Source organism: Microbacterium sp. A20 (assembly GCF_004794515.1).
Taxonomy (GTDB): domain Bacteria; phylum Actinomycetota; class Actinomycetes; order Actinomycetales; family Microbacteriaceae; genus Microbacterium.
Map to the genome: position 1 here is coordinate 17,386 of NZ_SSDF01000060.1, position 14,609 is coordinate 31,994.

General features: G+C 68.6%; 14 protein-coding genes. 3 read left to right on the forward strand and 11 right to left on the reverse strand.

Annotation, left to right across the window (positions count from 1 at the left end; translation table 11 throughout):
* Positions 1 to 48 precede the first annotated feature (48 nt).
* The 3 genes from DW298_RS04810 to DW298_RS04820 all read right to left on the reverse strand — a co-directional run bounded on the left by DW298_RS04810 (position 49) and on the right by DW298_RS04820 (position 3,854).
* Complete coding sequence (locus DW298_RS04810; RefSeq protein WP_136041321.1) at positions 49 to 972, reverse strand: sugar ABC transporter permease; 924 nt, start codon at positions 970 to 972, stop codon at positions 49 to 51.
* 1 nt (position 973) lies between these two features.
* Positions 974 to 2,578 (reverse strand): ABC transporter permease subunit, encoded by a 1,605-nt coding sequence (locus DW298_RS04815; RefSeq protein ID WP_136041322.1) that lies wholly within the window; start codon positions 2,576 to 2,578, stop codon positions 974 to 976.
* A gap of 67 nt (positions 2,579 to 2,645) precedes the next feature.
* Entirely contained in the window at positions 2,646 to 3,854 is a 1,209-nt protein-coding gene (locus DW298_RS04820; RefSeq protein WP_136041323.1) for an extracellular solute-binding protein, read from the reverse strand.
* A 209-nt stretch (positions 3,855 to 4,063) separates the two neighbouring features.
* On the opposite strand from DW298_RS04820, the gene DW298_RS04825 reads away from it, so the two are divergent.
* The gene (locus tag DW298_RS04825; protein WP_136041324.1) at positions 4,064 to 4,552 is read left to right on the forward strand and encodes a YajQ family cyclic di-GMP-binding protein; all 489 of its coding nucleotides are present in this window, start codon (positions 4,064 to 4,066) and stop codon (positions 4,550 to 4,552) included.
* Between the two features lie 288 nt (positions 4,553 to 4,840).
* On the forward strand, positions 4,841 to 5,473 hold the full coding sequence (locus DW298_RS04830; RefSeq protein WP_136041325.1) for a GntR family transcriptional regulator: 633 nt from the start codon (positions 4,841 to 4,843) through the stop codon (positions 5,471 to 5,473).
* A gap of 7 nt (positions 5,474 to 5,480) precedes the next feature.
* Here the strand turns inward: DW298_RS04830 and DW298_RS04835 are convergent, their stop codons facing one another.
* The 5 genes from DW298_RS04835 to DW298_RS04855 all read right to left on the reverse strand — a co-directional run bounded on the left by DW298_RS04835 (position 5,481) and on the right by DW298_RS04855 (position 10,369).
* Entirely contained in the window at positions 5,481 to 6,488 is a 1,008-nt protein-coding gene (locus DW298_RS04835) for an alpha/beta hydrolase (RefSeq protein ID WP_136041326.1), read from the reverse strand.
* Between the two features lie 62 nt (positions 6,489 to 6,550).
* Positions 6,551 to 7,924: an FAD-dependent oxidoreductase gene (locus DW298_RS04840; RefSeq protein WP_136041327.1), complete on the reverse strand. Its 1,374-nt coding sequence runs from the start codon at positions 7,922 to 7,924 to the stop codon at positions 6,551 to 6,553.
* Between the two features lie 56 nt (positions 7,925 to 7,980).
* On the reverse strand, positions 7,981 to 9,042 hold the full coding sequence (locus DW298_RS04845) for a polyprenyl synthetase family protein (protein WP_136041328.1): 1,062 nt from the start codon (positions 9,040 to 9,042) through the stop codon (positions 7,981 to 7,983).
* A gap of 47 nt (positions 9,043 to 9,089) precedes the next feature.
* Positions 9,090 to 9,809, reverse strand: coding sequence for a class I SAM-dependent methyltransferase (locus DW298_RS04850; protein WP_136041329.1), 720 nt, complete (start codon positions 9,807 to 9,809; stop codon positions 9,090 to 9,092).
* Positions 9,806 to 10,369, reverse strand: coding sequence for a hypothetical protein (locus DW298_RS04855; RefSeq protein WP_136041330.1), 564 nt, complete (start codon positions 10,367 to 10,369; stop codon positions 9,806 to 9,808). The genes DW298_RS04850 and DW298_RS04855 overlap by 4 nt, the downstream gene beginning before the upstream one ends.
* A gap of 56 nt (positions 10,370 to 10,425) precedes the next feature.
* Here DW298_RS04855 and DW298_RS04860 point away from each other — a divergent pair, with 56 nt between their 5' ends.
* Complete coding sequence (locus DW298_RS04860) at positions 10,426 to 11,679, forward strand: isochorismate synthase (RefSeq protein ID WP_136041331.1); 1,254 nt, start codon at positions 10,426 to 10,428, stop codon at positions 11,677 to 11,679.
* A gap of 6 nt (positions 11,680 to 11,685) precedes the next feature.
* Here DW298_RS04860 and DW298_RS04865 read toward each other — a convergent pair whose 3' ends face one another.
* The 3 genes from DW298_RS04865 to DW298_RS04875 are packed head-to-tail and all read right to left on the reverse strand — an operon-like array spanning position 11,686 to position 14,559.
* Positions 11,686 to 12,528: a PPK2 family polyphosphate kinase gene (locus DW298_RS04865; protein ID WP_136041332.1), complete on the reverse strand. Its 843-nt coding sequence runs from the start codon at positions 12,526 to 12,528 to the stop codon at positions 11,686 to 11,688.
* A 16-nt stretch (positions 12,529 to 12,544) separates the two neighbouring features.
* On the reverse strand, positions 12,545 to 14,194 hold the full coding sequence (gene menD, locus DW298_RS04870) for a 2-succinyl-5-enolpyruvyl-6-hydroxy-3-cyclohexene-1-carboxylic-acid synthase (protein ID WP_136041367.1): 1,650 nt from the start codon (positions 14,192 to 14,194) through the stop codon (positions 12,545 to 12,547).
* A 14-nt stretch (positions 14,195 to 14,208) separates the two neighbouring features.
* Entirely contained in the window at positions 14,209 to 14,559 is a 351-nt protein-coding gene (locus tag DW298_RS04875; protein WP_136041333.1) for a PLD nuclease N-terminal domain-containing protein, read from the reverse strand.
* Positions 14,560 to 14,609: the final 50 nt, after the last annotated feature.

Below are 14,609 nucleotides of genomic sequence, written 5' to 3' on the forward strand. Positions count from 1 at the left end.
GCACGTTACCGCTGCCGCTCACTCTCAGCGGACGGGCATCCCGGACGATCAGCCCTTCGTCGCACCAGCGGTGAGACCGCCGACGATGTACTTCTGCAGGAAGAGGAACAGGATCATCACCGGGATGGCGGCCATCACGGCGCCCGCAGAGAAGGCGGACCAGTCCGCGTAGCGCGGGTTCGCGACGAGCTTGGTGAGTCCGACGACGAGCGTCTGCTGCTCCACGTCGACCAGCATGACGCTCGCGATCACGTACTCGTTGACCGTGCCGATGAAGGAGAGGAGCCCGACGACCGCGAGGATCGGCGCGACCAGACGCAGGATGATCGTGAAGAAGATGCGCGCGTGACCGGCGCCGTCGATGCGGGCGGCCTCGTCGATCTCCTTCGGGATCGTGTTGAAGAAGCCGTACATCAGGTAGGTGTTCACACCCAGCGCTCCACCGAGGTAGACCAGGATCAGGCCGGTGTGGGTGTTCAGCCCGATGGCGGGGAACCAGTCCCCCAGCGTCGACATGAGCAGGAAGATCGCGACGACGGCCAGCAGCTGCGGGAACATCTGCACGACCACGATCGTGACGAGGCCGACCCGGCGTCCGGCGAACCGCATGCGCGAGAACGCATATGCCGCGCAGGCGCCGATGAAGACGGTGACCGCGCCGGTGACCACGGCGATCAGGAGCGTGTTGAGGAACCACGTGGCGTACGGATTCTGCGGGTCGCTCAGGATGCGGACGTAGCTGTCGATCCCGATCGCGGAGAACAGCTGGTTCGAGCCGGTCAGCGTCCCCTTCGGATTCAGTGACGCCGAGACGACGTACAGCAGCGGGAACAGGGCGAAGGCGCTCACGACGATCGCGACGAGGTGACGCCATCCGGTGTCGGCGAACCAGGCGCCGAAACTGCGGCGACGGGGGGCGAGGCTCTGCGCCTCGGTGGTGGCGCGAGTGGTGGCGGGGCCGGCGGTGCTCATGTCAGTTCAGCTCCTCGAGGGCCTTGGTCTTGCGGAAGCTGATGATCGAGATCGTCGCGACGACGATGAAGATCAGGATCGTGAATGCCGAGGCGAGCCCGTAGTCACGGGTCTGCCCGGTGAAGGCCACCTTGTAGACCATCGAGATCAGGATGTCGGTGTGTCCGACGGGGATGGACACGTCGCTGAAGCGGGGTCCGCCCTTGGTGAGCATGTAGATCAGGTTGAAGTTGTTGAAGTTGAACGCGAACGACGAGATCAGCAGCGGCGCGACGGTGACGAGCAGCAGCGGCAGCTTGATGCGGCGGAAGACCTGCCACGGATTCGCGCCGTCCATGACGGCCGCCTCGTTCACGTCTTCCGGGATGCCCTGAAGGGCGCCCATGCAGACGAGGAACATGTAGGGGAAGCCGAGCCACAGGTTCACCAGCAGCACCGACACCTTGGCCAGCGTCGGATCCGTGAGCCAGGGGATCTCCGCTCCCCCGAAGATGACCTGGTTGATGAAGCCGAAGCTCTCGTTCATCATGCCGGCCCAGACGAGAGCCGACAGGAAGGCGGGGAACGCGTACGGAAGGATCAGGATGATCCGGTACCCGTTGCGGAACCGCATCCGGGTGTTGTTGAAGACCAGCGCGAGCAGGAGCCCGAGGAAGAACGTCGTGGCGACCGAGATCAACGCGAACGCGAAGGTCCACAGCGTCACGGAGATGAGCGGTCCGCGGATCGACGAGTCGGTGACTGCGCGCACGAAGTTGTCGAAGCCGACCGTGGTCTGCCAACCCGGGAGCAGCTGCTCGCCGTCGTCGGCGGTGAAGGCTCCTTCGCCGGTGTCGGAGTACACCGTGCCCGTGGTCGTGTCGGTGATGGTGTCGGCGGCCTCGTCGTAGGCGAGGGTCGAGACGTACAGGTACCCCTTCTGCCCGTCGGGTGCGCGCAGGCTGCCGTCGTTGGGATCATCGCTGAAGGGGACCGACAGCTTCTCGAGCTCTTCGGAGAGGGTGAACACCGTGGCCAGCGGGAGCGTCGTCCAGCCCTCGACCGCGACGGCCTGCCCGCCCTCGAACTCGGCATCCACCTCTTCGAGCGGCTGCTCCGCCGTGCCGAGGAGCGCGTCGCCGGACTCCGGGTCGGTCACGAGGAGACCGTAGGTGCCGAACTGTTCGACGACCGTGACCGGATAGGTGGGAGAGTCTTCGACCCGCTCCTGCGCGGAGGCGAGAAGCGAGGAGATCGCCTGATCCTTGGTGCCGTTGTGCCCGGTGCCGTAGTTCGTGAATCCGATGTAGCCGGTGTAGAGCAGCGTGAACACCTGGAACAGGATCAGGAAGATGATTCCCGGCGTGAGGTATTTCGCGGCGATGCGCTTGCGGGAGAAGTAGATGTAGTTGACGAGGACGGCCACCGCGACGACGATGCCGAGGATCAGCCACTCCTTGTTGGCGAAGAGCACGAACGCCGCGTACAGCGCGATCGCGTCGACGACCGCCAGCAGGAGGATCTTCAGCAGCATCCAGCCGATCGGGCCGGATGCCGCCTCGGCGATCTTCGCGGCCTGGCGCTGGCGTCTGGTCGGAGGGGCAGTGCGCTCGTCGATGTCTGTCATCTCGTCCTCGTCATGATCCTGCCGGGGCGGACGGAGAGGTCCGCCCCGGCAGGGCCAGTGGGTGCTGTTACTTGATGGCGGCGGTCACGTCGTCGACGAGCTTCTGCCACATCGCCGTCGGGTCCGCACCGTTGATGATCGCGGCCTCGGCGACGCCCCAGAATTCCCACACCGCGCCCATGGCCGGGATGGCGGGCATCGGGACGGCGTCTTCACCGACAGCCTGGAAGCCGGCGATGATCGGGTCGGACGCGGCGGTGTCCGCAGCGGCGGTGAGCGCGGGCAGGATGTTGCCGGCCTTGAAGAGCTCGAGCTGCACGTCTTCGGTGCCGATGTAGTTGACGAGGAAGTCGTTCGCGGCGACCTTGTTCTTCGACTCGGAGCTGACGAAGAAGCCCTTGACGCCGGCGAACGGCGAAGCGGTCTCGCCGGTCGGGCTCGGGATCGGGTCGATCGCGACGTTGATGCCGGCCTCGGTCGCGGCACCGACGTTCCACGGACCGGTCAGCCAGAAGGCGGCGGTGCCGTCGAGGAACTGCTGCTTGGCGATCTCGCCGTCGACGTCGGTGTTCAGCACGCCGGCAGCGCCCTGCACACCCAGCCAATCGGCGAACGCGAAGCCACCCTCGCTGCCGAGCTGCAGGTCGGCAGGGTCATAGCTGCCGGAGTCATCGGTGCCGAAGACCGGCGCACCGAAGGCCGTCTGGAACGGATACAGGTGGTACGGGTTGCCCTCGGTGCCCTGCTCGACGACGAACGTGCCCTTCGAGACCATGTCGTCGAAGCTGGTGGCCGCGGCCGGGACGAGGTCGGCGTTGCGCAGCACCGCGATGTTCTCGACCGCGTACGGCAGCATGTACACGGTGCCCTCGTAGGTTGCGGCCTGCAGCGCGACCGGAAGGTAGTCCTCGGAGCTGTCACCGAGCTCGATCGGCGCGACGACGCCGTTCGTGGAGAGCTCGCCCAGCCAGTCGTGTGCGCCCATGACGACGTCGGGGCCCTTGCCGGTCGGGACCTGCTGGATGAAGTCGTCCTTCATGTCGTCGACCGACTTGCCGACGAGCTCGACCTTGACGCCGGTCTTGTCCTCGTAGGAGTCGGCTGCGTCCTGCAGCGCATCCACGCGCTCGGCGTCGACCCAGACGACCAGCTTGCCGCCGTCCTTGGAGTCGGAGGTGTCGTCGCCGCTGGTCCCGGTGGAGCAGCCGGCAAGCGTCAGAGTCGAAACGATGGCGATCGCGCCTGCGGCGGCGATGCCCCTCTTGTTCACCTTCATTGGTGTGTGCCTCTCTCGGTGCTGGTGGCCTGCACAGACTGCAAGCGCTTACAGTATGCATCGGATCCGGGGATTTTCGCAATGAACGGAGGCGTCGATATCAAGCCGTGACCGGGAGGACTGGAGGTGCGCAGCCTGGAAACGCTTCCACGGAGCGACCAGGCTCTCCGACAATGTGCACGCACTGAGCCCCTGAGTAGGATGAAACCATGGCAGACAGCTCATTTGACATCGTCTCGAAGGTCGACCATCAGGAGGCCGAGAACGCCCTGAACCAGGCCCGCAAGGAGATCGAGCAGCGCTACGACTTCAAGGGCACCGGCGCATCGATCGCCTGGAGCGGCGAGAGCATCCTCATCATCGCGAACACCGAGGAGCGGGCGAAGGCCGTGCTCGACGTGTTCCAGTCCAAGCTCATCAAGCGCGGCATCTCGCTGAAGAGCCTCGAGTCGGGCGACCCGTTCGCCAGCGGCAAGGAGTTCCGCATCGTCTCGACGCTCAAGGACGGCATCTCCTCGGAGAACGCGAAGAAGATCAACAAGATCATCCGCGACGAGGGCCCCAAGGGCGTCAAGAGCCAGATCCAGGGCGACGAACTGCGCGTGCAGTCCAAGAGCCGCGACGACCTGCAGTCGGTCATCGCCCTTCTGAAGGGCTCCGACCTCGATCTCGATCTGCAGTTCATCAACTACCGCTAGGCGGGCCCCCACCTGCACGACGAAAGGCCCCACTCGGCGCACGACCGAGTGGGGCCTTTCGTCTGCCCACGGGCGTGACTTCGGTCTTCCAGGGCGGAGCGGTAGGATCGCATACCGGAATATGGGCCCGAGTGGCCAAGACTGGAAAGGTCGCCGACAGCCGTGTGCCCCCACACGCGTCGACAGGCGTAGATCGTGTTGGGAACCGACGCGACTCATGATGTGGTGGCCCACCCGGGGCGAATCATGGGGATGCTCGGGAAATGAAGGGCAACTGGGGGCAGGTCCATGAGCATTATCGGATCGACGAGTGTCGGCGAGAGCAAGCAGCTTCTGGCCGAAGAGGTGTTCCACCACCTGGGCAGACAGATCATCGAGGGCACGCTCGAGGCCGGCGAACGCATTCGCGACGTCGACGTGGCCGAGGAACTGCACGTGTCGCGAACACCCGTCCGCGAAGCGCTTCAGCGTCTGGAGCGGCTGGGGATGGTGACGATGTATCCGAGCCGGTACACCGAGGTGACCGAGGTGACCTCGGAGACGATCGCGCAGTCCCTCGAGTTCGCCGGGTACCAGGCGGGGATCGCCGCGCGGCTGGCCGTGCCGCGGATCAGCGACGCGCAACGCGATCACGTGGTCCGTCTCGTTGCCGGGATGCACGCATCTCTCGAGAAGGCGGAGACGACTTCGGACGCTCGATGGGCCGTGTTCTCGTATCTCGGGGATCGGAGCGGCAACGCGCAGCATCGCACGCTGATGGAAGACGCGAGCATGGTCCTGTTCCGCAACCTCCGCGACTGGGTGGTCCCCCGGGCTGACCACGCCCGCATGCGCGAGGTGTACGTCGCCTTCGCAGCAGCTGTCCGCAGTGGGGACGGCGACGAAGCGGAGCGCCTCGTCCGGACGATGTACTACCTGTGACGCGAGCTCAGGTCGCCGCTCGCCAGCCCGTGACCCAGCGCTCCAGACGTCGATAGGCATCCTCGCGCGCGTCATGGCGTGAGAGGAAGACATCGTGCAGCGCACCGTCGATGCGCTCCACCGTGACGCTCGTCCCGAGACGCAGCGCCGCGCGCGCGATGTCGTCGACGACGAGCACGGAATCAGCGGCGGTGAGCTCGTCCGACCACCGCGTCGGCGGAACGAACCGCGAAGAGAGCAGCACGCACACCGGAGCCGTGATCGCCAACCCTGCCGCCACGGTCTTGTGTCCGGAGAGGATCGCGTGCAGCCAGCCCGCGTACACGGCCATGGTCTGTGCCGGGCGCCAGAGCGGATTCACCTCCATCGGATCATCGGGATCGGCGACCTCCTGCTGTGCACGGGTGTAGAAACCGAGATCGACCTGCGGCGCCGCCTCCATCGGTCGGATCCGCGCCTGCAGCTCCACCATGGGGGCGATCGCCGCGCGCGCCGGCGCGAACTGGAACTCCAGCCAGGGGCTGTTCAGGATCACGGCATCCGCCGCACCGGCGTGGCGTGAAGCCCAGAGACTGAGGATGAGCCCGCCGGTCGAATGCCCGAGCAGCACCAGGCGCCGCGAAGACTCGGCGCCGCCCTCGCCTCGCCCCATGGCATCCAATGCCGCACCGATGTCTTCGTCGTAGGTTGCGAGGTCGGCGACGTACCCCGGCGTCTGCCCGTCGCGAAGGCTGCGGCCGTACTTGCGGAGATCGAGAGCGAAGAACCGGGCTCCGCGCGAGGTCCAGAAGCGCGCGAGCCGCTTCTGGAAGAAGTAGTCGGACCAGCCGTGCACGTAGAGCACGTCGACGCCGTCGAGCAGCGGCCATCGACCGCGGATGCGTTTCCAGAGGTCCGGCTCGGCAGGAAGCGCGCGGACGAGGGTCGCCACCACCGGACCCTGCTCGTCTGTGCCGAGTTCGAGGGTCAGCTGCTGGAACTCATCCCCGAGCACATCCGGGACCCATTCGGTCATGCCTGCCTCCCCCGTCGTCGCCAGGCTAGCCGACGATTCCCCGGGCAGCGGAGGCGAACCGCCTACTCGCCGCGGGAGACGCGCACCATCTCGTCGCGCGGGACCACCTTGACGCGGGCGCGCTCCTCGGGCGCCCCGAGGGAGATCTCATGCTCGTCGAGACGGTGCCATCCGTCCAGGTCGGTCCACCGGACGCCGCGTTCCTGCAGCAGTTCGACGATGGACTCCTCGGAGGGATCCTCCGGGTGCCACCAGGAGCCCTGGTCGTTGATGATGTGCCGCACGGTCTCCATCGCGTCGGACTTGGTGTGACCGATCAGACCCACCGGGCCGCGCTTGATCCATCCGGTGGCATAGATGCCGGGGACGCGCTCGTTCGAGTCCTTCGCGAGCACCTGACCCTCGCGGTTCGGGATCACACCGTGCTTCTTGTCGAAGGGCACGCCGGGCAACGGCGAGCCGAAGTACCCGATCGCGCGGTACAGCGCCTGGATCGGCACTTCGCGCAGCTCGCCGGTTCCCACCGCACCGCCCTGACCGTCCGGCTGCGTGCGCTCATAGACCAGTGCCGCGACGCGACCGTTCTCGTCCTTGCGCACCTCGACCGGCCGCGCCCAGAAGTGCAGGTGCAGACGACGCGAGGCCGTGCCCCCCGCGTTGTTGACCGAGTCGCGCTTGCGCCACGACTGCAGGATGCGGTCGATGACCATGACCTGCTTGTTGCTGGCGACGGCATCCTTCGCAGCCTCGTCATAGTCGAAGTCCTCGTCGTAGACGACCATGTCGACATCGCGCAGCTCACCGAGCTCGCGGAGCTCCAGCGGCGTGAACTTGACCTGTGCGGGACCACGGCGACCGAAGACGTGCACGTCGGTGATCTCGCTGGCCTTGAGGCCCTCGTAGACGTTGGCCGGCACCTCGGTGACGAGCAGGTCCTCGGCGTGCTTGGCGAGCATGCGCGCGACGTCGAGCGCCACGTTGCCGTTGCCGAGCACTCCGACGGATGCGGCATCCAGCGGCCACTCGCGCGGCACGTCGGGGTGTCCGTCGAACCAGCTGACGTAGTCGGCGGCGCCGTAGGAGGCGACGGCATCGATCCCGGGGATCTCCATCGACGTGTCGCGAATGGCTCCCGTCGCGAAGATGACGGCGTTGTAGTGCTTCTTCAGGTCGTCGAGGGTGAGGTCCTCACCGAAGCGCACGTTGCCGAACAGGCGGATGTCGCCGCGGTCGAGCACGTCGCGCAGCGCGTTGACGATGCCCTTGATGCGGGGGTGGTCGGGGGCGACGCCGTAGCGGACGAGTCCGTACGGAGCAGGGAGCTGCTCGAAGAGGTCGATCGAGACGTCGAACTTGCGCTCGGCCTTCAGCAGGATGTCCGCCGCGTAGATCCCGGCGGGGCCCGCACCGACGATGGCCAGTCTGAGCTTGGTCATGGGAGGTCCTTTCATCTGCCGACACAGCCGGCGCGCGACCCGAAGGCCGCGAGCAGTCAGCTGGAGCGTTCGGCGAGGGTCTCTGCGAATCGGGTCAGTGCCTCGCGCACGGTGCCACGCGGCAGCGGTGCGAGCGCATCGACGGCATCCCGCGTCCACGCGTGCGCGAGCTCGAGGGTCTTCTGCGTCACCAGGTGATCGCGCAGCTCGTCGAGGGGGCCGTCGAGGATCGACGGGTCTGCGCCATCGGCGATGAGGGCCACCCCGTCGTCGATGCGCGCGGCGAGGTCGACGGCGGCGTCATCGTGCTCGGCCTTCAACAGCAGGTACGGCATGGTCGGGACGCCGGCGCGGAGATCGGTGCCGGGCACCTTTCCGGTCTCTTCGGGCTTGGCCGACAGGTCGATCACATCGTCGAGCAGCTGGAACGCGACGCCGATCTTCTCGCCGTACACGCGCAGCGGCTCCTCGTACTCGCTCGGCGCGTTGGAGAAGATCACACCGCCCTGCGTGGCGGCGGCGATGAGCGAGCCGGTCTTGTCGGCGAGCACCTGGATGTAGAACGCGATCGGGTCGTCATCCTGCTGCGGACCGAGGGTCTCGTGCATCTGACCGAGGACCAGGCGCTCGAACGTGTCGGCCTGGAGCCGGATCGCGCGTTCACCGAGCCGGGACATCAGCTGGCTGGCGCGGGAGAAGAGGATGTCGCCCGTGAGGATGGCGATGTTGTTGCCCCACACCGCATGCGCCGCCGGCACGCCACGCCGGCGGTCGGCGCCGTCCATGACGTCATCGTGATAGAGCGAGCCCAGGTGGGTGATCTCCAGCGCCTTGGCGACATCGATCACCTCGGAGGTGTTGCCGTCACCGAGTTGAGCGGCGAGGAGCGTGAGCACCGGGCGGATGCGCTTGCCACCCGCCTCGTAGAGATAGCGGCTGGCGGCATCCGCCAACGGGTCGGCGACGCGGACGTCTTGCGCGAGGCCGGTCTCGACGAGCTCGAGGCCGTCTTCGATCGCGCGGGCGACCTTGCGTGCGGCAGGGCCGATGAAGACGCGGTCGCTGAACCCCAGACGGCTCGCCAGCCGCGAACCCGGGGCGATGGGGCTCGAAGTCACGGTCCCAGCCTACCTGCGCCGGGATGCCGCAGTTGCGTGCGAGGCGCTCACGCGGGCTTGCGCGCTCGGTGCAGCGCCACGATGCCGAACGTGAGGTTGCGGTAGGCCACATCGCTCCAGCCCGCTTCGCGGATCCAAGCCGACAGCTTCTTCTGGTCGGGCCACTCGCGGATCGACTCGTTCAGGTAGTCGTACGCGTCGCCGTTGGTGCCCGCCACCCGGGCGACCCGGGGCAGCACCTGCGCGTTGTAGAAACGGTACGCACCGCGGAACAGCTTGCCGGGGGGCGTGGAGAACTCGTTGATCACGAGCCGGCCGCCGGGCTTGGTCACCCGGTACAACTCACTCAGCGCCTTCTTCGGGTCGTTGACGTTGCGCAGCGCATACGACATCGTGACCGCGTCGAACTCGCCGTCCGCGAACGGAAGCGCCGTGGCATCCGCCTGCACGAAGGACAGGTTGCGCATCGCTCCGTGCCGGCGCTCCCCCTCGGCCAGCATCCCGGGCGAGAAGTCGGCCGCGACCACCTCGGCACCGCTCCGCGCGAGAGACGCCGACGACGACGCGGTGCCGGCGCCGAGATCGAGGATCCGCTCCCCCGGCTTCGGTGCGACCGCACGGGTGGTCGCCGCGCGCCACAGCACGTCGTTGCCGAACGTCATGGCCGTGTTCGTGCGGTCATACCCGGCCGCGACCTGGTCGAACATGCCGCTGACGCGGGCGGGGTCCTTGCCGAGATCGGCGCGGTTCTTCTCGTTCGAAGTCACGCGTTCAGTCTAGGCGCGAGCCCCAGGGCTTCGAGGCGGTCGAGCCACGGATCGGCCGTGGCATCGTCGAACGGGGCGACCTGCGCGCGGACCCGTTCCTCGAGGTCGAGCGCGAGCGTCTCGAGGTGCTCCATGACGTCGGCCGGATAGCCGTAGCGGGCGCTGTGCTCCGCCCACTCGTCACGGTCGTCGACCCAGGTGCCGCGGGCGCCGGCCACGCGCACGACATCGAGGTCCATGTCGATGCCGGTCGCGAGGAGCGGGTCGTCGGACCAGTGGATGTCCCAACCGAGGTCGATGTAGATGCGCATGCCGCGGCGGTGGCGACGGTTCACCGTCACGGCGTGATCGCCGCTCGCAGGGACGAGCGTGACGTTGGGCCCTCCGGCATGGAACTCGGCGCCCGGTCGGAAGCTGTGCCAGCCCACCGGCTGCCCGATCCAGTCGCCCCACTCGTCGGCGCCGAGATACACGCACTCGTGCCGCCAGTGCGGCGACCCATCCCACTTGCGCCACTGGAAGACCATCTCGGTGCCGGGTGCGGGGCGTGCGTCGCTCATCCGTTCACCCTACGACGGCGCGGATCCGTGGCTCCTGTCCGGCATAGGCTGGATGCGTGCACACCACCCACCTGGTCGTGGAGACCCGAGAGATCGACCCGGTCGAAGACCTCCTCGCCTACGCGGATCCCGCCCGCCCGCTCGCCTGGCTGCGGCGCGGAGACGGCATCGTCGCGGTGGGGGAACCGGTGGCCGAGGTCCGCCCTCCTGCGGGCGCCGGAGAGTCACGCACCGCCGTGCTCGCGGCCCTCTGGCGCGAGATGACCGCCCAGGCCGAGATCTCCGACCCCGTGGGCCTGCCCGGCAGCGGGCTGGTGGCGTTCGGCGCGTTCGCCTTCGACGAGGAATCGGCAGCGGACAGTGTGCTCGTCGTGCCGAGTCAGGTGCTCGGGCGTCACGGCGATCGCTTCTGGGAGACCCGCATCCGGCTCGCCGGATCGCCCGCCGCCGACGAGGCGTTCGCCACGCAGCCGTACGGCCCGCACTGGGCCGGCACGGTGGGACCGGGAGCCCAGAGCCCGCAGGGGTACCAGGACTCGGTGCGCCGAGCGCTCGGCCGCATCGCCGACGGGGAGCTGAGCAAGGTCGTGCTGGCGCGCGACCTCACCGGCAGCATCCCTGCAGGATCGGACCTGCGCCGACTCGTGCGCGCCCTGTCGACCGGCTACCCCGACACCTGGGCCTTCGCAGTGGACGGGCTGATCGGCGCGAGCCCGGAGACCCTCGTCACGGTGCACGACGGCACGGTGACCGCTCGTGTGCTCGCCGGCACCATCGGCCGCGGGGCGGACGCGGATGCCGACACCGCGGCATCCTCCCACCTCGCCTCGAGCACGAAAGATCTCGACGAGCACCAGTACGCGGTGCAGAGCGTGCTCGCCTCCCTGCGCTCCCACACCCGGGCACTGGCCGCCAGCGAGCAGCCGTTCCTGCTGAAGCTGCCGAACCTCTTCCACCTCGCGACCGATGTCGAGGGCGAGCTCGCAGACGGCGAGTCGGCGCTCGACCTGGTGCAGGTGCTGCATCCGACCGCCGCTGTCGCCGGCACTCCGACCCCTGCGGCCATCGCCGCCATCCGGGACCTCGAGCCCTTCGACCGCGGACGCTACGCCGGCCCGGTCGGCTGGGTGGACGCCGCGGGCAACGGCGAGTGGGCGATCGCGCTGCGCTGCGCCCAGTTCACCGCAGGCTCGGATTCGATCGGGGTGACCGCGTACGCCGGCGCCGGGATCGTCGCGGGGTCCGACCCGGAGAGCGAGCTGCTCGAGACGCGGGTCAAATTCCGGCCGCTGGTCGACGCGCTGGCCTGAGCCTGCTCAGCTCGCGGCGAGACGCTTCTTCTCGGCCTCGACGTCGAAGTCGGCGACCGGCCACTGCGGGTCGATGTCCTCGAGCGCCGCGAGCAGCAGTTCCTGCACCGCGAGGCGGGCGTACCACTTGGCGTTCGCCGGGATGACGTGCCACGGAGCGACCTCGGTGGAGGTCCGGTCGAAAACGGTCTGGTATGCCTGCATGTACTGCGGCCACAGCATCCGCTCGTCGACATCGCCGGGGTTGTACTTCCAGTGCTTGTCGGGGCGGTCGAGCCGCTCCATGAGCCGCTCCTTCTGCTCCTCCGGCGAGATGTGCAGCATGACCTTGATGATGCGGGTGCCGGATGCCGCGACACGGGCCTCGAACTCGTTGATGGCGTCGTAGCGGCGCTCGATCTCCGGGCCGTCCGCCAGCTCGCGGACCTTCCCGATCAGGACGTCTTCATAGTGGGAGCGGTCGAAGACGCCGATGAAGCCCGGCTCGGGCAGACGCTTCTCGACGCGCCAGAGGAAGTCGTGGCTGCGCTCCTCGGGCGTGGGCGCCTTGAACGCAGCGAGCGCGACGCCCTGCGGGTCGACGCCGCCGACGACGTGCCGCACGATGCCGCCCTTGCCCGCCGAGTCCATCGCCTGCAGCACCAGCAGGACGGCGTCGTTCGCCTCTCCGACCCGGCTCTCGGCGAACAACCGCTCCTGCAGGTCGTTCAGCTTCTCGAGCCCTGCCGCGAGGTCGCGGGCGCCGTGCGACTTGCCGCCGACGTATCCGGGCTTGGTGTCGGGGTCGAGGTCGGCGAGGCGGAATCCCTCGCCCACTCGCAGCGTCTGCGTCCAGGTGTGCGCGTCCATACGCACATACTGCCAGTCAACGCGGCAGCGGGACCTCGATGATCTGGCGGCCACCGCGCGGGGAGGTCAGCGCCTGGTCGAGCGCGGTGCGGGTGGTGACCCGCTGGTACTCCCACCCGTAGGCCAGGGCGAGCTGCTCCAGGCGCACGGTGTGCGGGGTGTAGAACGCTCGATCGAGGTCGGCAGGACGCGCGGACCCTGCGACCTCCAAGGAATCGAAGATGGTGCCGCCGCCGTCGTTGCCGACGATGACCTGGAGCCGGGGCTCGGTCTCATCCGGAGGCAGCAGCAGCGCACCGACGTCGTGCAGGAAGGCGAGGTCGCCCAGCAGCACCCTCGTCACCCCGGGGGCTCCGGCCGCCTGGCTGGCGAGCGCGATGCCGGTCGCCGTCGCGATCGTGCCGTCGATCCCGGCGAGCCCGCGGTTGGCGTGCACGGGCACCTTCTTGCCGCCGAGCACCTGGTCGGCCACGCGCACGAGCCGCGACGAACCGAACACGAGCCGGTCGTGGGGCCAGGTCGCCCGCCACACGGCATCGACCAGGAGCGCGCGGTCGAGCGGACGACGGACGGCATCGAGCTCGGCTCTGACGGCTTCTCTGCGGGCGGCGAAGTCCGTGGAGGCCAGCCCGTCGGGGTCGGGCGCGTTCTCGCTCAGGTCGACGACCTCGGCGGCCGAGGCCTGAAGCCATTCGCCGAGCCAGGCACGGTCGGCGGGCCCGGGGGCGACGGACACGGCGCCGACGGCACGGGTGTGGTGGTTGAGGTTCAGCTCCTCCCCTCCGCGGCGCACCGCGATCACGTCGACATCCGCGCGCGAGAGGAGGGCTGCCGCCTCACGGCTCAACGTCGGATGCCCGAGCACGATGACGCGTTCGACGCGACCGCCGAGTTCTTCGCGCGACAGCAGCCGGCGGTAGCCGTGCACGAGCTGTCGCCCGAACCGCGCACCGCTGACGATCTCCGCGATCAAAGGCCAGCCGCCCGTGTAGGCGATCTCCTCGGCGTCGGCGCCCGCATCGGCGCCGGCGATCACGACCGTGCGCGGACCACGATCGAGTTCGAACGGCTCGGCGGCGGGTTGAGCCGGCGCCTCGCCGGGAGTGACGGTGACCGCGGAGAGGGCCCCCGAGAGCGGCTCTCTGGCGGGGAGGTTCAGGTGCACGGGTCCTGCGACGCCGGGCAGTGCACCGTCGACCTGGCGCACACCCATCGCGACCGTCACGGCGCGCTCGGCGAGTCCTGCCCATTCGCCCTCCCCCGGCACGGGGGCATCCACCTGGTCACGCACCCAGGGGTGGAAGAGGCCGTCCTGGAGCGTCGCCTGATTCGCGCCGACCCCGCGCAGCTCGGGTGGGCGATCGGCGGTCAGCAGCAGCAGCGGCACACCGGAGTGGAACGCCTCCAGCACCGCGGGAAGGAGGTTGGCGACGGCCGTGCCCGAAGTGCAGATCACCGCGGCGGGCACACCCGTCTCCCGGGCGAGCCCGAGTGCGGTGAACCCGGCGACGCGTTCATCGATGCGCACGTGCACGCGGACGTGCCCGTCGTCGGCGAAGCGCACGGCGGCGAGCGCGAGCGCCTGCGACCGCGACCCCGGGGACAACACGATGTCGCGCACACCGTGCGCGACGAGGTCGGCGAGCAGGGACGCCGCGGCATCCATCGCCGGCGACGACGTCACGGGCGCGGGTCCGAGGCGGGAGGCTCGTCGGTCTCCTCGTCCAGACGGGCGAGCTCCTCTTCGAGGCGGCGGATGCGCGCATCCTGCTCGGTCTTGCTGATGCTGCGGAGGAACGCCGGGTCGTCATCCGGGGCGATGACGGGGCGCACACCGCTGTCGTTCGCACGGCGCCGGCCGATCACGAACCAGAGGATCCCACCGATCACGGGGAGGAGCACCACGATCGCGATCCAGGCGGCCTTGGACACACCCCGGTGCCGCGTCGCCGGCTGCACTGCGCAATCGACGATGCTGTACACCCAGAACACGGCGGCGAGGAAGCCGCCGACGATCAGTAGTCTCGCCACCCTTCCAGTGTAGGCGTGTCAGCGCCGGCCCGGCCCCGGAGAGACAGAGG